The sequence below is a fragment of the Aeromonas sp. 97A genome, assembly GCF_051919185.1.
Lineage (GTDB): Bacteria > Pseudomonadota > Gammaproteobacteria > Enterobacterales > Aeromonadaceae > Aeromonas > Aeromonas veronii.
Genome location: NZ_JBQBFF010000001.1, coordinates 2,218,388 through 2,237,371 on the forward strand (window position 1 = coordinate 2,218,388; position 18,984 = coordinate 2,237,371).

The following is an 18,984-nucleotide window of genomic DNA, read 5'->3' on the forward strand; positions in this document are numbered from 1 at the left end:
TTCACCACCTGACTGAATGGGTGACCAAATAAACGATGCAATTACTTGATTGCACTCCACGCGACACCCAGTTGATAGAGGACCTGTGTTGCAGAGGTCATGATACTCAGGTTATCCAGATAATCAGAATCAACTGGTACTACGATGGTATCCCCTGGCTCCAGGCCTTTGCGACTACCAAACCAGCTATCACCAGGCAGCATTACACTACCATTTGCTTTGATCACGTAGATACGGTCGGTATCAGCCTGTTTCTTGGTTCCCCCGGCACGGCTCAAGTAATCATTAACACTCAGGTTACCGTCGTAAACGTGCGAGGAGGGGAATTGCACCATCCCCTGAATAGAGACCACATTTTGTAACGCAGGCACATACAGCTTGTCGCCATCTTGCAGCATCACGTCAGCCTGCTTGTCTCCAGACAAAATCGCCGGCATATCGATGGTCATGCGACCGACAGCCTTGCTGTTTTCCAGTTGATTAACCACCGTCATCGCCTCTGCAGGCGAGCTGTTGTAGTTAGCGATACTGGATTGACGACGCAGTGTCATCGTCGCGATCTCTTGCTTTAGCTCATCACGCAGCAACGCGATTCGTTCTGCTTCCTGTTTACGCAGCGCTTCACGGGCAAAGACAGAACCATTCGGATTGGCATAGGGGGTAATACCACCAACACGCTGGATCAGATCATGCAAACTTTCTCCACGACGAACCGTATAAGTTCCCGGATACTTCACCTCGCCAAACACCTGTACAGTTGCTTCTTCACGCCACTGAGGATGAGGCAATACGTTCAAACTGTCTTTTGATTGCACCAATGGCGAACCGGTTACCCGATTTGCAGTTGCCAAATCCAGACGTTGATTTTCAATTGCAATATCATTCCCTCGCTCACTCACGCGAGATAACTCAATCACATTTGCCTGTTCGTTAAACCCGCCAGCAGCCATGATCAAATCATGGGTTCGACTATAAGGCGTTAAGGGATAAACCCCCGGATATTTAACCTCACCACGCACTTCAGCAATCTGTACCGGTTTACCTTGTGCTGCTTGAGCTTTCAAACGTTCAATAACCGGAGCGAGCAAAGCTTGACGAGAGGCACCAACTAACGCCCCAGTCTTGGTCGTATTAGACACACTAGCCAAAGTCATTTTATCTTCTTTAGCCAGCTGAGCACGACTAACATCGGCACCTGTACTGTCGTCTACAGCGTTGACTTGTTGCTCCATGCGTTGGTTAGCCTGATTGTCAATACTTGTCGACGAGCTCTGAGTGCTCGCCAGCTGCTTCAGTCGATCGGTTGCATGATTGCTGAAAATAAGCACCTGATCCCTCGGCTGCAAACGAATGTCGTCTTCCCCACCCGGCATTTGCAACACTCGGCCCAGATTGAATTGCAACACCTTGATATTACGTTGCGCATCCACCTCACGCACAACCAAGGCATAATTCAAGTCAGTGACCGATGTCAGATCGCGGTCGGCACTTTGCAACACACGACTGATCCGCATTCCCGGCTGAAAGCTGAAGACACCTTCACGAACTACGGCACCTTTTACCACAATCGCCTGGCTATATTCGGTGCTGCTCGGCTTGACCGTGACCTTGTCACCATCACGCACGACAAACTGACGATCATGCTGATTTGACAAGTTCAGGTTAAATACCCGCATCCCGGTTTCACCATAACGGGTCACCGCAACCTCTTTGAGTGCAGCGGCCTTCATGCCGCCCGCCAACCCAAGCACATTAACCAGGGCTGCAGGTCCACTCAATTCATAAATAGCGGGACGTTTAACCAAACCATCGATACTCACTTCGCTGCCTTTAGCAGGGATAAATACCGTATCACCGGAGCGCAGACGGATATCCTGGCTGGTATCGCCCCATACCAACATTTTGTAGAGGTCGACATCGATCACTTTCTGCCCTGCACGCTTGACCTGGATCTTGCGCAGCGACCCCACAGTATCGATACCGCCAGCGGCTTGCAAAGCCTGGGTCACAGTAGCCATACCATTGACGTTGTAAGCACCGGGGCGATAGGCATCACCCATCACAAAAACCTGCATAGTGCGCAGAGCGCCAAAACTGATAAACGCCTCTACACCAATTTTTTGCTCTTTGATCCGGTTTTCCAGTTCACTGCGCAGTTGCTGAAAAGTCTGACCACTGGCAGCAATAGGGCCAAGAGAAGGAAAATCGATAAATCCCTCACGGCCAATCGCCAGGGTATAACTCGCATTCTCCTTGCCATAGAGTTGAACCCGGATTTCGTCACCCGGCCCCATCACATAATCGTCTGCAACCGGCATATCCACCACGGGCGCATCTGTCAAAGGTTCCCCGGCAAAAACGCTATAACCAAAAGGCTGTAATACCCCCTCTTGCGCTACACCAGCGACCAAAGGCCGCTGAGACTCTTGGCTGTAATCCACTTCACGTGGAGCAGCCACAGGCGCAGTATGGACCGGAGTAACACTGCTTTGCTTGTTACTCCCTCCCAATTGGGATGGGTCGATACCATACTGAGCAGCCAGTGCCTGCTGCTGGGCAGGAGATAATTGTTTAAATTTTGCCATCATCTCAGGCGTGATTTGTGGTGCAGCCATAACTGGCAAGCCCATCAAAGCCAGTGAGAGAAGCAATCCCTTTTGTTTCATTTTAGTTATTCCACCCAATACTCATAAAAATAAACACCATGATAACCATGAGCAAAAACGGCTGCATGGTAGCATTAAGCTCTAACGAAGTCATATCCAAGTGAATAGCATTCAAACTCTATACTCAAACAAAAACATCACGCCCCTTCTGATCGATGAAAGGCATGCCGTACCAGCACAATCGCAACACCCAACATGCCCCCCAGCAGGGTAGCCAGTACAACAATTAGTGGGCGTTTGGGCTTATCACGGGTAAACGGTTCCTCCGGTGAATCGATCATATTAAATGACTGAAAATCAGCATTTTTAAGTTTCAATGCTTTTAAACTACTTAATTGCAAACGAATCTTTCCTAATTCAGGATTAAGAAGTTCAGGATCTTTAATTTCATTCAATATTTTCAATTTTTCCGCAAGGCCTTTCGTCCCTAACTGAATATTGAAAACCTCTTGGCTATCAATCCGTTCAAGAGGAGCATCAACTCCAGCCGCCTTACTGATACGCAAACTGTATCCAACCCGCTGAAGCTCTTCCTGCCTTTTTAGCAATGTATCAGCTTTGGCACTGTAATATTGTGCAGTCAGCGCTTTTATTCTATTTTGCCATATAGATTGTAACTCTGCATTTTTGCTTTTTAGTTGCTGCTGCTGGACAAAGTCTATATATTTTCCCAGTCGCTGCAGAGCAAGTTCAGGCGTTTCAGCAGAAAAACTTAACGTCATCTCTTGACTGGTTTTATCCTGAATCTTGGCTGATACTGACTCAGCTAACTTGCTCATTAGCGCACGGCCATCGCGCTTATCAGAGATCTCAAATTTTTCCATTTCTGCGGCATAGATACCTTCTCGAACCAAAAAATCCCGCTTATTATTCATACTGTTAAAGGCTGAGATAAAGCTCTGGAAAATAGCAGGTTGCTCAAGCGAGGAAAATTCAGCTGTCGTCAGAGGAGAGCTATTGCTGGACATGATTGCTTGTAATTTATCTACAGCTAGCTGTAAGGCCTCAACTTGGGACACTGATGGTTCAGAAATCACCGCCTGACTGGTCCACACCTGGCGCGCAGTCATGGCGTAAACAATACCCGCAACAGCAAACGCACCGGTTACCAACAATATCAATACTTTTTGACACCACAGCACCAGCAGCAGCTCTCGCAGATCTATCTCATCTGATGTAGGTGTTTGTACCAATTGATTAGGAGTGATTGGCGTTTTCTTGCTCATTTTTTCTCTCTCTCGAATATCCATATTAAAATGGCTGACAACAGTAGATAGTACTAAAGCATATCGATGAAATCGGGAGCCTGACGATCTTTATCAGATAGCAGCAAGGGGAATTGCTCAGATAACGGCCATGTTATCGTCAGATGCGCATTATCCCATGGCATGGCCGCTTCATCACCCGGCAGATAATAATCGGTACATTTATAAAAAAATCTGCGCTGATGCTGAGCACGGCATTGTTGCCCAAATCAGCCAACAAGTCATGACTTCTCCCACCTGGCCATTGTAGTTACGCAGGCTGATTTTCCCCGCCAATAACTGCTTGAACCGATACATCGCCGTCTCTGCCAGTGAGCAACGGTGAAACCCCGATATCTTCTTCCAGTGCGCCAGCCAAGGAATAGAGGCCGGTCACCGCATAATGACTGGCAGGATTGACCGGCTTCTCGGTGATCGCCAAGGCCTTGCCCTGCTCATTGAGCGTTAATACACCATAGCGGGCCGAATCATCGACCCGATAGGCAAGCACTCTGGCCCCTGATCATCTGTCATCGCCGGACGTAACTGCGTAGGCAATTCGGCGCCATAAAACAGATTGTCACCCAGGTTCAAACAGACCGGCCTCCCCCGTTAAGAAGGGCTAGGCATAATAGAACATTAACCCCCATTGACTGTCATCCGCAAACAACTGGTGAAAGCGGGGGCGTACTGATGATCAGGATCTCGCGGATCTCTGCCGACATCAGCACTGACAAGGGGTAATAGATCATCGGCTTGTCATAGACAGGCAACAACTGTTTGCTCACGGCCAGCATGGCGGGATAAAGACGTGTCGCCGTTCCTCCTGCCAAAATAACCCCTTTTTGCGAGAGGTTCTGTTACACAAAAAAGGCGTCATCGCAGCTCCTCACATAATGCCTGCAACGTTGCGCTAACCCCCACTCGCCAATTTGGCAAGTGCACGCTAAAACGCTGCGAAAACAGCTGCGTATCGAGCCGGGAATTAAGGGGGCGGTTGACCACACCACCATAATCCACACTGGTGATGGGCTTGATTCGCGGTACCTTCTCTATCAGACCCAACTCATGCGCCTTGCTGAAAATGAAGCGGGCATAATCGAACCAACTGACGGCCCCGGAAGCCGCCACATGATAGAGGCCCATCAGTTCCGACTTGGCCAAGACCCTGTCGATGGCCATCAGCGTAACCTCTGCCAACATCATCGCCGAGGTGGGGGCTCCAACTTGATCGCTCACCACCTGCAGCTCATCGCGATCGCGCGCGAGCTGCAGCATGGTCTTGAGGAAATTAGTGCGCCATGGGCTATGTAACCAGCTGGTACGGATGATCAGATAGCGACAACCACTGGCGATGATCGCTTGCTCCCCCGCCCATTTACTCTGACCATAGGCATTTAAAGGGGCCGGGGTATCGGCTTCCCGCCAGGGGCAATGACCGGAGCCATCGAAGACATAGTCCGTCGAGAAATGCACCAGCAAGGCATCATGCTGCCTCGCCAATGCGGCCAGTCGTGCGACCCCCTCCCCATTGACTCGCATCGCCTGCGCAGGGGAAAACTCGGCCCCTGCCACATCCGTGTATGCGGCAGCGTTAAGAATGACTGCTGGGCGATAACGCAGCGTTGATGCATGCATCAACGTGTCATTGTCCACTGGGTAGCACTCTCTTGGCAGAGAAATAGCGGGTTGCGCGGCTAGGTGAGTGGCAGAAAGCAAAGCGCGGGCCAACTGGCCCGCACCTAGCAAGAGTTGACTCATTTAACGAGCACCAAACCCGGTCAAAATGGTCTTAATCGTTTTAAAGACGATGAGCACATCCAGCCAGAGGGAGAAATGCTTGATGTAGTAGAAATCGTGTTGATCTTGATGCGCGTATCATCAGCATCGGCAGCATAACCATGAACAACCTGTGCCCAACCACTGATACCGGGGCGCACGATATGGCGATACATGTAGAAGGGGATCTCCCGCTCGAACTGATCGACGAAGGTGCGTTGTTCTGGCCTCGGCCCTATCAGACTCATATCTCCTTTGAGGACGTTGAAGAACTGTGGTAGCTCATCAATGCGCAGCTTGCGGATCACTTTTCCCACCCGAGTTACGCGCATGTCACCATCTTGGGCGAACTGAGCACCAGCCTTCTCCGAATCCTTGCACATGCTGCGGAACTTGTAGATACGAAAATCCTTGTTGCCCTTCCCCACCCGGTTTTGCAGGAACATCACGGGGCCCGGGCTCTCCAGCCTAATAAGGATGGCCGTCACCAGCATCAATGGCGAGAAGAGCGGAATCGCGATCAACGCAGCGAGGATGTCCATCCCCCGTTTGATGAAGGCATAGACGGACGAAGGCAAAAGGGAGCCAAGTTGGTTCTCGTGGAGATGATCGATCTTCACGCGTCCGGTCAGGCTCTCGCTGACCTGCTTGATGTGATAGACGGGAATGTGGGCCAAGGCGCACCGAGCCAAGAAACGCTCCCACTCACCCGCCAACTTTTCATCCCGTAGATCTGCCACCACGGCGTCATAGCGAATGGATCCCAAATCCGGCTCATCCAGCAGGCGCCACTCTACGCAAGAGTGCCGAGTTAAGGCCTGGTAGTCACCAAAGGGCAATAAGGCATACTTAGGAGTCCGGTAGCGACGCCCGATGAAGTAAGCCAGCCAGCAGCAGATCAGTGCCACCACATACGACTCGAACAGTACCTGCCGACTGTAAGGTAAGCGTAAAAAGAAGAGGAGTCCGACCAGCGCACCGTAGAGGGTAGTCACTGTGGGGAGCATATAGGCAACCGGACTGGCACCTGGATAACGTAGAACGCGATGAAGAACAATCCCCGTCAGCAAGAATGCAAGAAAGGCCCCGCACAAAGTATTAACTCTAACCGCATCAAGATGACGCCAAAATTCCCAGCCCCAGCGCTCGATTGCAGGTAAACAAACAGAAAGCACCCCCCCAATGAAAAAAAGAGAAGTGGCGCTAAACAACATGCGCTCATACCAGCGTGAATGACGTCTGAGATAGCTCAATTATAACCTCACAATCCATTATCATAACTATATTTCGCACTAGCAATTAAGTTTAATTATGTTCATTGCTGGACATTTAAAACCGTAGCGAATACTTTACAGAATTTATATCTGACGAACATTGTCTAACAAATGATTAATCCATGTTTCGATATCAAATGAAGATGTAGCATCCCCCAATAAACATTGATACTTTCCCACCCTATCTAAAACAATATTTCGGTTTAATTCTAAGCCACTACAACGCTCAATAAACCTAACATTTCCTGACATGTCATGTAATAAAGTAAATATGTTGGTAGTGTAAAGTGCTGTTGTTAATGATAGTGCTTCCCACGTACGCATCGTCAATCCCGACTGTGATGGATGGTGTATGTCTATAACGTATGTAGATTCTCTATAAACATCTTCTATATCTGCATTGGATAGTATATTAAAAGTCAACCAAGATGCTGGCATGCATCTTAACTCTCTATCATACAAAAAATAAAATAAATACTGCAATCTACTTTGGAAGAATATTTTTATGAAAGAATTAGCATTAGGGTGATTTAATAAGAAACGATTTAATACAGCAACTCGATCGCTATGATAACTACCAACAAAAGAAAAATCATATTTTTTGACATTTATATGTCTTTTTTTCTCCATATCATTATAGAAAAATAATGGCGTGTAAGAAAACTCATATTTAAGGCAGTCTTCAGGGTCGAAGCTAAAAACTGAGTCTGCAAACTTTGATAATTCTAAAAAATTTGGTGCATTTTTTACGGAGTCCCATGAATAAATAACAATATTTATTTTTGGGTTGACGATTTTAAGATGAGAAAGAAAATTTCTATCTATACAGGTTCCTTTTACAATTAAAACTGTAGATATATCATTTATCCCATTAGATATATAATCAAGAATATGCTTTGAATGCTTTCTTGCATACACTTTTTGAAAATTAAGGATATTATATTTTATAAGTGCCTTATGTAATGAGCTACACTCTGGCCTGTCAGAAAAAGAGTATACTTTGTCATACCTAAAAGATAGCTCTTTCTCAATTATCTCCTTGTAATTAAAAAAGTCTGGGCAGATAAAAATACAATTATTTGCCATTAAAAACCACCTCCCATTTCAAGGAGGAGAAATTATATTTTTTTATAATTTTTGCAGGGTTACCAACAGCAATAGAGTAATCAGGAATATCTTTTGTCACAACGGAATTCGCACCAATGATTGATGACTGGCCAATTTTAACCCCGGGTAGAATTACCACTCCTTCCCCAATCCAAACATTATCATTAATAATAACAGGAGATGTACTCAGAGGTCGCTGAGCAGCACAAGAATCAGGGTGTGAATGTAAATCACCTGAATAAGAACCATGATTAAGGTCAGAAATAAAAACTCGGCTTGCGATCAAAACATTATTACCAATCTCGACTCTATCTGCAGCGACAATATGCACTGAGTCATTAATCTGACAGTCACTGCCGAAAGATAACTTGGTACGTTTATTGTGATTTTCTGAACTATCATAAGCCTCTATTCTGCAGTATCGCCCCGTACTCAAACCAACGCCGAAATCTATCCGCTTCCCCCCCCGACACTCAAATGGTAATCTTATTATTTTGGACCGACTAAAAAATACCATTGTGTATAACTTACATATAAATAAGTTAACACCCCCCCAAAAACCATAATGGTTATAATAGTTCATTTTTGTTTTCTCAGCTTTATAAGACTAGATATGATGAGCCTTCTTATAAATTTTAACAGTGAGAACGTGACCAAGAAGATGTATTTAATAAATGATATTTTACCATCTCGATAGATCGATAAGTAGTTATGAAGCTCTCCTCTTTCCATTGAGAGCAAATTTCCACTTAGGCCACTTTCTCCAAACATACACTTCCCACCACCAAAGTTTATTTGGAGTTTATCAATGAAAACACATCGGTAAGAGTATGCTATATTATAAAAAAACAATCCCTCCTCCGCATGTCTCATCCCCTCTTTAAAGAGTCCAACACTAGGTAATATACTACTTCTAAACATAACTGTTGATGGCTGAAAATAGTTCCGAATAATTAGGCTTTTAAAGTCTATCACATATACATCATCTACTACCTTGGAGAACTTTGAAACATCTAACCCTGTAGAGTTAAACCTTCCACCACAAAGAAAAATTGAACCATCAGAATCCATCAAATCCATCTGATATCTTATCTTACCAGGCAACCAAACATCATCTGAATCTAGAAAAGCAATATATTGTCCAGTTGATATACGAATACCAGCATTTCTAGCAGACGCAACACCACCATTTTCTTGAGTAATAACCTTTATATTTTTGATGGTTCTAATGTTGATAAATGATTCTATAACTTCAAGCGAGTTATCTGTAGACCCATCATTAATGATTATAACCTCGAAGTCATCATTATTGACATCTTGTAGATAAACTGAATCGAGCGCAGATAAAATTGTGCGTTCGGAATTATATAACGGTATTATTATGCTCAACTTCACGCTGAAACCACCTATATTTTAAATGGATATTAACTCATACCACTTTGAAACTATTGAACTAACCTCATATTTTTTGGCTGACGCAAAAGCCTCTTTCTGCAGGCCATTATAAATAAGTTCATCTTCTTTTATTGACTGTAGGCATGAGTAAAAGTCACTATATGTAGTGTCGGAATCAAGTAAATAACCATTAAAGCCATCGTTTATTATTTCTCTTGGCCCAAATGGACAGTTCACTGAGATAATTGGAATGCCAAGTGATAAGGCCTCTAAAAATGCCATTGGGAATGCTTCAGTTTTTGAAGAACATAAATAGAATGAAGAGCCGGCTATGCATTCATTCACGTTTTCAACAAAACCGTTAAATTTAACATTCTGAGAAATACCTAATACATTGGCATACGCTGATAGAACAGACTTTAATTCTCCATCCCCATAAATCTCCAAACACCAGTCAGTATTCTTCAATAAAAAAGGGGCTATCTGTTGCAGCATAAAAGAATAATTTTTTACATCGACCAACCGGCCAATTGAAACGAGACGTTTTGAAGCGAGTGAGCTTGATATCGATATTGCTTTAAATGAAGATGGATTGTGAATTAGTTTTATTTTATCAAAACTAATAAACTTAGAGAAAATATCAACATCATGTTCTGTAAGCGATACTATATATTTTGATTTTTTGTATGCAAGTAATCTTAACAGCCTTACTAAAAATGAATGTGCATTGTATTGCGAGTGTTCAGCAGCAATAAACTCAGCATACTTAAAATAATTAAGAACACCATAAATACAGCTTATATTTGTCAGTGTACTGATAACACAATGTCCCTCAACTAACTGTCTGATTTTTATTACCGAGCGAACGATATTGTAGTATAATTCTAGCTTACCTAAATATCGTCTCTGGTTAAGATACGTTATGTTTACATTTTGGGGGAATTTATATGATGGCTTATCCCCAACTTTGAAAATAGAATAGATGTCTACATCATAACCATCTTGAACAAATTGCTCAGTCAAAACAGAAATAACTCTCTCAATACCACCTAGTAAGGTTATATCAAGAGTGATAAATATTATCTTCCCTTTTGGCTCTTTGCTGTTCACCCCCCCATCCCTCCTCTTTGTGATCTGAAAATAAATGCTATAAAGACTAATGTCATCCCAAAAATCCCACCACCCAGAGTCATAATATAGATAAGGAAAGACAAGTAGAATGGCAGTATTTCACTATTGTTCACAAGAACTCTTCTGCAACATGATAAAAAAATGCATATATAAGGAATAGAAAAAAACCATCCATAGTTTAATACCATCTGAAACACTGAGTGATGAGGTGAATTTTTAAAAATATTATCCAAATACCAATCAATATCAATGCCGAATATGTAGTCCATTGGCTTTGTAATTAACTGTTCAATAAAAAGAACCGAAGCTAGAGATTGATCAAGATTAGACCGGTCAATCAAACTTCCAGAAAATTTATCATCGACTGTAGTAACATGCGCAGCCTCTGGAGGTACATACAAAACAAAGAAAAAATTAATAGCTAATGGTAGAAATAGAATGATGATGAACGAAACCCAAGTGCGGCTCAAAAATAACATTATTTTTTTAAAAAAACTATATTTTATAAGAGCATTGAGTATGAAAAAACATAAACAAACTAATACATATGCCCGACTTAGTGTAACAACACCAAGAATAAATGGAGCTATAGAATATTTTCGCCCAATGTTGTAATAAACATACACAGAGAACAAAAAAATCATCATCGATGAATAGTTAGAGTCAAGATAGCTGAGAACGGGACGCCCATCTAGATCAAACATTAGTAACTGAAGGCACACTGATATTATGCCGACACCGACAAAAGTCAACTTCAGTTTATACGAGATAGAATAATATCGCTCTGATATTATAATATAAAATATAGACAAGTATACCCAATGTATAACTAAATACCCTCTATATATGAAGGCTAACACTACACTAATGAGCATTAATAAGAATAGAAAAAAATCAACAATTCTTACTTTAGATAAGAAATTAGCATAAATATAAACCGGAATAATTAATACAAATATAAAAGTAAAGAATGATAATAGTGAATTCAAAAAAAACAAATTAGATGGATCTTGTCTGTTATTATTGAGTATAAATAAAGATAAGACGGTTATAACAAAAACTAAGTTAATAACTAGAGCTCGTTTATTAATTAGCATTCAATCCGACCTCAATAGACTACCTAACCAAGCATCTATGGAATAATCCTTTTTCTCATAAGGGCTTACTTTTCTTTAATAATAGAATCTATGTCTAATGAAAAATTATTTATATCGTATAAAAATATCATATTTTCATCATAAAATTTTTCCTTGCGGATCATATAATTATTTGTCAATAGTTTACTCCCACAACCTATCGCTTCAATTGTCCTCATTGTTAGACCTGACTGAGTGACATGTGAGATATCTAGCACAATAGAACTTTTTTCCATTATTGACAAAACATTATAATATTTTATGTTGGAAAATGTGAAATAATCATTAGGAACATAATTTAATTTTTTCTCAAAAAATTTTAATGAAAGATACTTGAGGGGGTTTATCTTTATCTTTATCTTTATCTTTATCTTTTTTGAGTACAAGTGATGTATTTTTTTTATTATATTCAATCTTTCTTCTGTATAAACACCAACAAAACTTAAGTCGTACAAATGTACAATTTCATGGCTACCTTCTTTTATGTAAAAGAGAGGTTGGTAGTGAAATCCAAATACGCTACAATCGTCTGGGTCAAATGAATACACCGAAAAATCATTTCTAAGATGAGTAACTGCTTGCGGATTATTCTTTACTGAATCCCATTGATAAGATATTTTTTTTTCAAAAAAAAATGCTCGATTTATATAATCAATTACTCTCTGATCTACAAACTCCCCTCTTATAACGAAAAGCACTTTATAATTCTCATTTTTCGATTTTAATTCTCTCAAACTATTTAATAAAATTATTTTTTGTAAAACTTCATAAACTCTATAGCTAATTTTATGCAAAATATCCCATAGGGGGCCCACCTTCTTTTCTTTTAAATAGTCTACACGGTAGCCATGCTTTTCTAATCTTTTGATAATTTCCAGGTGATATATATTGAATTCTGGAGCTATAAATAACAGTCTCAATCTTGCCTCCACATAAATGAAAAATGCTAAATATTTCGCTCCCATTGAGAATTTTTGATACTAAATCTCTTTATTATCTTTGCTGGGTTACCAACTAGGACAGAATAATCAGGATAATGACCCCGAACAACGGAATTACACCCAACAATACAGTGCTTCCCTAAATGGCTACCAGCCATGATCTTCGAACCACTCCCAATGAAGCATTGTTCTTCAATTATAGTTTGATTTACAGATAAAGGCTGTAAGCCTACGGGAATGGTAATATCTGAATATACATGATCAGTATCTTGTATCATGACATCAAAAGAGATCAAGCAATTATCACCAATAAATAGTTCACCAGCAGCTGTAATATGGCATCGCTGTTGAATAGTTACACCATCGCCAATTATTATTTTAGGATTTAACTCTTGATTTCCATGATTTTTTATGCCTTCTATCCTTGCAGCATCCCAAATAAATACATTGCTACCTAAATGAATGAATTCTGGCGTCAGGAGAAGTGGTTTTCTAATCAAACTTCCTCGTCCGCTCTGTAAAAAAAACAATCGATAGAAAAATCGCATCTTCAGTTTGAAATATAAGTTTTCTATATACTGATATCTCTTGAATGGACTCATAAGGAAAAACATTTTTATTTTATGTGAAATTCTCATCCCCCCTCCCTCTATAGCACTTAGGCACAAAATGACACATATCGACTTGATATTACAATATAAAAATTTATATTTTCATAGCATGAATTGTAAAGCATTATAATGAGTTTCAATATATTCCTTTAGTTTTATGTCATCCAGCTCCCACCAATCTTTACCATCTATTTTCTCTGAGACATTTCGATATTTAATAACTTTAGCAGGAACCCCCCCCACAATAGCGTAATCAGGGACATTCCTTGTGACAACTGCACCAGCCCCAATAACAGCACCATTACCTATTGAAATACCGTTCAAAATAATAGCATTGGTACCAATCCAGACATTGTTCCCAATATCTACTGGCTTTAGTTCATCAGAGAATTTCACTTTTTCCAAAATTGATTTATCAACTAACTGATAGGGAAATATAGTCCCAATGGAATAAAACACCGGATGTGTTGATATATAGTCTATAGGATGTGAGCCTAGTCCTATTTTCACACCATCAGCGATGGAACAAAATGCGCCAATACGGGTATGACTGATAAAACCACTACCAGCTAAATATGTGTATCGACCCACTTCAGAGTGTAATATATTTGCGCGACCAAAAAGTATACTTTTACAGTCAAAAATGGATGTTTTATTTTTTATTTTATAAAAATCAGATTTAATTATTATCTTTATCCTTCTAACTTTTATTTTAAATAATGTTAATAATCTTTCGAATATCATACATGATCCTTCGCAAAATAAATACTGCTGGAATGAGGCTCAACAATTGACTAAATAATACTATTTCTGACATGGGGAAATACCCCAAGAAAAAAACACTAGATAGAGAAAGCATTGGTATTATAAAGAACGGCATTGATATTTTCACCATGCTATATCTAAGAGCACTTTCTGATGAAAATTTATATGCATATGCAATCATTAATAAAAGAGCTGAACACATTGTTGAATATGCAATACCTATCGCCCCAAATTCTTTTACAAAGAAGATGGATAGTAATAAGTTAATAATTCCCTCCAAAAGTGGATAATGAGAAATTCTAAGCTGTTTGCCTTCAGCCACAAGTTTCATGCCATAAGGTGACACAACGATCCTTATCGAAAAAGCAGCCAGAAGAAAATTGAAAATTTGATTTGTTGGCCCAGCTTTGTCGGCCCCAACCCATAAATTTAATACAAATTCAGATACATTGTGAGATATATTCAGTCCAACGAAAATAATAACTGACAACAGCAATGATAGCTTTACAACTAAATTATCTACCTCATTATGTAACCCTTTAGCATTTAATTTTACAACGGGTTGTATTATTGGATTGATAATTGCACCAGCTATACCCACAACTGCATTAATTAACGTAAGCGCTAATATATAATATGCTAGATTTTGGAAATCATATTTTCCAACAATAAACGCCCCTGTGCCTGATATAAAAAATTGTGCTAAATTCCATATAGCCAATCCGCCACAAAATGATAATAGAGCTTTCATTCCATCAGATATTTTTAAGAGGATTCTTGATTTTTCTCTCTTTTTGAACTCCAAAAAAATAATTGTATATGAAATGAAATTCACCACAAAATAAGATACGGCCATCGGTAGAAGACCATATCTTGAAGAAAGGATGATAGCAAAGCCAAGAAAAACTCTAGAAAACAAATTAATTGTTGCTATTATATCATTTCTTTCTATACCCGTGAAATACCCAGAAAATATAGATGACAACAATCCGAGAGTAAATGATACACATACGACAATAAAAGAGATCTCATATTCCAGACTACCATCATTTTTCGTAAGAGGAATAAAAAAATCAAAATTTATCACTGCGCATACTATTGCAAAAAATGCAATGCTCATGCTTAAAAAACAAATAACCAATGAATTAGACATTGTATTTCTAAATAATGCATAATCATTATTGAACTTAGCAAGAGATGTAAATCGACCAACAGCAATTTGAGCACCAAATCCAAGGAAACTAATGAAAAGTCCAAATTGTAAAATTAGCGACCAAACAGAAAACTGTTCTAATGTAAGATTATTTAATATAAATGGAGAAACCACTATTCCTAAAATGACATTTGAAAACCCATTTATAATGTTAGAAATTGAATTCTTAATAAGTCGATTAAAACCACTCATTTAAAGATCCATCAGTTTATCTTTAAATTCTACAATCATACTTTCGATGTCGGAAAGAACATTTCTTGGAGAGTAGTCAGGTAAAATAGAAAGTAGAGAACTTATGTTTGTCACAGGAAATACTTCATTGGGATATTCAATTTTGTTCCAATTAATGATACATCCTGTATGTTCTTGCAATACATCTGCAATTTGTTGTGCCGTAACATTATATCCAGAAGCAATATTTATTATTTTACCAAGGCTAGCTGGATGCTCAGATAAATATATGCATGTAGTTGCCACATCCATCACGGAAACATAGTCTTTGGCATAATCATGGTCAATATACATGTCAACCTTGCCGTGATTGATTGCATTACGGGTGATCGCCGGCAGGAAAAGCGGACTGTGTAGGGCAACACCATAGACATTGCTCGGTCTAACAATGGTAATAGCGCGACCACTCTTCAGACATAGTTCTTCTGATACCAACTTGGTCAGGTTGAACAACCGGCGCTGATCATCAGAACATACCTTCAGGTCATCTCCTTCTGCCGCAGAATCCTGGTTCATGTATACGCGGGTGGAAGAGACATAAAGGAGACGCTCAAACTTACCTCGTGCCAGCAGATCTGCCAGCAAACGACAATTGGCGTCAAACACACCCAGCGGAGCATTCTTGCAGTCACCCTGTCCCGCACTGTAGATCACAATCCCCAGATCGGTATCGAATACACTTTCATCGTCGCGCTGCGGCACCCAGACATTTTGGCCTGCAGCTTCCAGCATGCTGACGATCTCGCTGCCGATAAAGCCCCGCCCGCCAAAAACTGTGTAACGTTTCATGCTCACCACCCATTCACCAGGTTGTCACGGACCTGGGCCAGCGTGGGTTGCACCCTGTCTTTCGGTGACAACAGCGGCGCCGTCAACGGCCACTCGATCCCCAATGCGGGATCATTCCATAGCAACCCGCTTTCATCGGTCGGGTCATAGTAATCGGTACATTTGTATTGGAAATCGGCCGTTTCACTCAGTACGCAGAAACCATGGGCAAATCCAGGCGGAATGTAAAACTGAACCTTGTTTTCTCCCGTCAGCAAGACAGATTCATGCTGACCAAAGGTAGGAGAGTCTGGCCGCAAATCGACGGCAACATCAAATACACGCCCCTGGGTCAGGGTAACCAGTTTTCCCTGTGGCTTGGTTTTCTGGAAATGCAGACCGCGCAGTACATTTTGTGTAGAACGCGAGCGATTGTCCTGGACAAAATCCGGCGTGATTCCGGCGGCCTTGTAACGCGCTTCCTGGTAGGTTTCATAAAAGAAACCACGCTCATCACCAAACACTTTCGGCTCAATAATCAGCAGGTCTGCAATTTTTGTTTTGATTACATTCATGTCGGCATCTCTTATTTGATCAGACTCAACAAATACTTGCCATAACCGGTTTTCACCATGCTGCTGCCAATAGCCTTGATTTGGTCACGGTTCAACCAGCCATTGTTAAGCGCAATCTCTTCCAGACAAGCGATCTTGAATCCTTGACGCTTTTCAACGGTTTGTACGAACTGAGAAGCTTCAATCAGAGAATCATGGGTGCCGGTATCAAGCCATGCGAAGCCACGGCCCAACTGTTCTACCTTCAGCTGACTACGATCCAGATATGCTTGGTTAATGCTGGTGATTTCGAGCTCACCACGCTCAGACGGCTTGATGCTCTTGGCGATCTCGATGACGGAATTGTCATAGAAATACAAACCTGTGACAGCCCAGTTCGATTTCGGTTTTACCGGTTTTTCCTCAATGGACTTGGCACGGAATTCTTCATCGAATTCAACGACGCCAAAACGCTCGGGATCCATGACCTTGTAACCGAACACGGTGGCCCCTTCCTGATTGGCAATCGCCTTTTGCAACTGCTTGCCGAAGGCCTGACCAAAAAAGATATTGTCGCCAAGTACCAGGCAGACGCTATCCTGGCCAATGAATTCCTCACCCAGAATAAACGCTTGGGCGAGTCCGTCCGGTGACGGTTGAACCGTGTATTGCAGATTGATGCCGAACTGCTCACCGTTGCCAAGCAGGCGCTGGAAACTTTCTAAATCCTCGGGCGTCGTGATGATCAAGATATCCTTGATGCCAGCCAACATGAGCACCGAGAGGGGATAGTAAATCATCGGCTTGTCATAAATCGGCAGCAGTTGCTTGGAAATGCCACGCGTGATCGGGTGAAGACGAGAGCCTGAACCACCTGCCAGAATAATACCTTTCATTACTTCTTCTCCCCGTACTGCTGATCGATCCAGGACTGATAGGATCCACTCTTCACGTTGTTGACCCACTGCTGGTTATCCAGATACCACTGCACTGTCTTGCGGATACCGGATTCAAAGGTTTCTTGCGGTTGCCAGGCGAGCTCGGCGCTCATCTTGCTGGCGTCAATAGCATAACGGCGGTCATGACCAGGGCGGTCAGCCACGTAGGTGATTTGATCGCGGTAGGAGCCAGCCTTGGGCACCATTTCATCCAGCAGATCGCAGATGGTATGAACGACTTCCAGATTCTGTTTCTCGTTATGACCGCCGATGTTGTAGGTCTCGCCGATGACACCTGTGGTGACCACGGTATAAAGCGCGCGTGCGTGATCTTCCACATAGAGCCAGTCACGGATCTGGTCACCCTTGCCGTACACCGGCAGTGGCTTGCCATCCAGCGCATTGAGGATCACCAACGGGATCAGCTTCTCGGGGAAGTGATATGGCCCGTAGTTGTTGGAGCAGTTGGTGACGATGGTCGGCAGACCGTAAGTACGACGCCAGGCGCGCACCAGATGGTCGCTGGAAGCTTTGGAGGCAGAATAGGGACTGCTGGGGGCATAGGGGGTGGTTTCGGTAAAGAGCGGCAATGCCTCACCGGCAGCCACTTCATCTGGGTGGGGCAGATCGCCATACACCTCATCGGTGGAGATATGGTGGAAGCGGAAAGCCGCCTTGCGCACCTCGTCCAGACCGTTCCAGTAGGCACGAGCCGCTTCCAGCAACATATAGGTGCCGACGATATTGGTCTCGATAAAGTCAGCCGGGCCGGTGATGGAGCGGTCAACATGGCTCTCGGCGGCCAGATGCATCACGGCGTCCGGCTGGTGCAGGGCAAATACCCGATCCAGCTCGGCGCGGTTGCAGATATCCACCTGCTCAAACGCATAACGCTCGCTTGACGATACATCAGCTAGGGATTCCAGATTGCCGGCATAGGTGAGCTTATCGAGGTTAACAACGGAATCTTGGGTATCACGGATGATATGACGCACTACAGCAGAGCCGATAAAGCCTGCGCCACCGGTAACGAGAATTTTCATAGATATATGCTCTCTTGCGAGGTGTTGATATGAATGCGGTTGCGGACTGACCCAGAAATACAAGACCGCGTATGGGGGTCTTTTAACATCATCAGAATGTGTATTGATGAGTGCTATTCAATCAAGTTAGCGAAAAATGCTATGGCTACCGCCCCTGAGTTACAGCCCCCAATTTGCTGCTTTTAACC

General features: G+C 42.3%; 19 protein-coding genes and 2 pseudogenes. All 21 read right to left on the bottom strand.

Going from position 1 to position 18,984, the window contains the following annotated elements; all coding sequences use genetic code 11:
• Nucleotides 1-41 precede the first annotated feature (41 nt).
• Nucleotides 42-2,666 (bottom strand): SLBB domain-containing protein, encoded by a 2,625-nt coding sequence (locus ACTG27_RS09810; RefSeq protein WP_368150152.1) that lies wholly within the window; start codon nt 2,664-2,666, stop codon nt 42-44.
• A gap of 137 nt (nt 2,667-2,803) precedes the next feature.
• Nucleotides 2,804-3,892: an LPS O-antigen chain length determinant protein WzzB gene (locus tag ACTG27_RS09815; protein WP_368150150.1), complete on the bottom strand. Its 1,089-nt coding sequence runs from the start codon at nt 3,890-3,892 to the stop codon at nt 2,804-2,806.
• A 53-nt stretch (nt 3,893-3,945) separates the two neighbouring features.
• The gene (locus ACTG27_RS09820) at nt 3,946-4,056 is read right to left on the bottom strand and encodes a hypothetical protein (RefSeq protein ID WP_368150148.1); all 111 of its coding nucleotides are present in this window, start codon (nt 4,054-4,056) and stop codon (nt 3,946-3,948) included.
• Nucleotides 4,057-4,153: 97 nt separating this feature from the next.
• A pseudogene (locus tag ACTG27_RS09825) lies at nt 4,154-4,285 on the bottom strand (IS5/IS1182 family transposase); the annotation flags it as partial.
• 58 nt (nt 4,286-4,343) lie between these two features.
• Nucleotides 4,344-4,421, bottom strand: a pseudogene (locus tag ACTG27_RS09830) (hypothetical protein); the annotation flags it as partial.
• 145 nt (nt 4,422-4,566) lie between these two features.
• Nucleotides 4,567-4,743 (bottom strand): sugar phosphate nucleotidyltransferase, encoded by a 177-nt coding sequence (locus ACTG27_RS09835; RefSeq protein WP_439979589.1) that lies wholly within the window; start codon nt 4,741-4,743, stop codon nt 4,567-4,569.
• Between the two features lie 43 nt (nt 4,744-4,786).
• Nucleotides 4,787-5,671 carry a dTDP-4-dehydrorhamnose reductase gene (gene rfbD / locus ACTG27_RS09840; RefSeq protein ID WP_368150147.1) on the bottom strand — a complete coding sequence of 295 codons (885 nt, stop codon included), beginning with the start codon at nt 5,669-5,671 and terminating at the stop codon, nt 4,787-4,789.
• A 20-nt stretch (nt 5,672-5,691) separates the two neighbouring features.
• Nucleotides 5,692-6,903, bottom strand: a complete 1,212-nt coding sequence (locus ACTG27_RS09845; protein WP_439979590.1) for a sugar transferase — start codon at nt 6,901-6,903, stop codon at nt 5,692-5,694.
• A 144-nt stretch (nt 6,904-7,047) separates the two neighbouring features.
• Nucleotides 7,048-8,049, bottom strand: a complete 1,002-nt coding sequence (locus ACTG27_RS09850; protein WP_439979591.1) for a hypothetical protein — start codon at nt 8,047-8,049, stop codon at nt 7,048-7,050.
• Entirely contained in the window at nt 8,039-8,653 is a 615-nt protein-coding gene (locus ACTG27_RS09855) for a DapH/DapD/GlmU-related protein (protein ID WP_439979592.1), read from the bottom strand. Before ACTG27_RS09855 ends, ACTG27_RS09850 begins: the two co-directional genes overlap by 11 nt.
• Complete coding sequence (locus tag ACTG27_RS09860; RefSeq protein ID WP_368150139.1) at nt 8,650-9,465, bottom strand: glycosyltransferase family 2 protein; 816 nt, start codon at nt 9,463-9,465, stop codon at nt 8,650-8,652. Before ACTG27_RS09860 ends, ACTG27_RS09855 begins: the two co-directional genes overlap by 4 nt.
• Nucleotides 9,466-9,483: 18 nt before the next feature.
• Nucleotides 9,484-10,575, bottom strand: a complete 1,092-nt coding sequence (locus ACTG27_RS09865) for a glycosyltransferase (protein WP_368150137.1) — start codon at nt 10,573-10,575, stop codon at nt 9,484-9,486.
• Nucleotides 10,572-11,300 carry a hypothetical protein gene (locus ACTG27_RS09870; protein ID WP_439979593.1) on the bottom strand — a complete coding sequence of 243 codons (729 nt, stop codon included), beginning with the start codon at nt 11,298-11,300 and terminating at the stop codon, nt 10,572-10,574. The genes ACTG27_RS09865 and ACTG27_RS09870 overlap by 4 nt, the downstream gene beginning before the upstream one ends.
• Before the next feature lie 458 nt (nt 11,301-11,758).
• The gene (locus tag ACTG27_RS09875) at nt 11,759-12,652 is read right to left on the bottom strand and encodes a hypothetical protein (protein ID WP_439979594.1); all 894 of its coding nucleotides are present in this window, start codon (nt 12,650-12,652) and stop codon (nt 11,759-11,761) included.
• A gap of 26 nt (nt 12,653-12,678) precedes the next feature.
• Nucleotides 12,679-13,311 (bottom strand): acyltransferase, encoded by a 633-nt coding sequence (locus ACTG27_RS09880; protein WP_368149947.1) that lies wholly within the window; start codon nt 13,309-13,311, stop codon nt 12,679-12,681.
• Nucleotides 13,312-13,386: 75 nt separating this feature from the next.
• Nucleotides 13,387-14,028 (bottom strand): CatB-related O-acetyltransferase, encoded by a 642-nt coding sequence (locus tag ACTG27_RS09885; RefSeq protein ID WP_439979595.1) that lies wholly within the window; start codon nt 14,026-14,028, stop codon nt 13,387-13,389.
• Nucleotides 13,997-15,454, bottom strand: coding sequence for a flippase (locus ACTG27_RS09890; protein ID WP_439979596.1), 1,458 nt, complete (start codon nt 15,452-15,454; stop codon nt 13,997-13,999). The genes ACTG27_RS09885 and ACTG27_RS09890 overlap by 32 nt, the downstream gene beginning before the upstream one ends.
• Nucleotides 15,455-16,282, bottom strand: a complete 828-nt coding sequence (locus ACTG27_RS09895; RefSeq protein WP_439979597.1) for an NAD-dependent epimerase/dehydratase family protein — start codon at nt 16,280-16,282, stop codon at nt 15,455-15,457.
• A gap of 2 nt (nt 16,283-16,284) precedes the next feature.
• Complete coding sequence (gene rfbC / locus ACTG27_RS09900; protein WP_368152552.1) at nt 16,285-16,836, bottom strand: dTDP-4-dehydrorhamnose 3,5-epimerase; 552 nt, start codon at nt 16,834-16,836, stop codon at nt 16,285-16,287.
• A gap of 11 nt (nt 16,837-16,847) precedes the next feature.
• Nucleotides 16,848-17,711 carry a glucose-1-phosphate thymidylyltransferase RfbA gene (rfbA, locus tag ACTG27_RS09905; protein ID WP_368152555.1) on the bottom strand — a complete coding sequence of 288 codons (864 nt, stop codon included), beginning with the start codon at nt 17,709-17,711 and terminating at the stop codon, nt 16,848-16,850.
• Nucleotides 17,711-18,796 carry a dTDP-glucose 4,6-dehydratase gene (gene rfbB / locus ACTG27_RS09910; protein WP_368152558.1) on the bottom strand — a complete coding sequence of 362 codons (1,086 nt, stop codon included), beginning with the start codon at nt 18,794-18,796 and terminating at the stop codon, nt 17,711-17,713. Before rfbB ends, rfbA begins: the two co-directional genes overlap by 1 nt.
• Nucleotides 18,797-18,984: the final 188 nt, after the last annotated feature.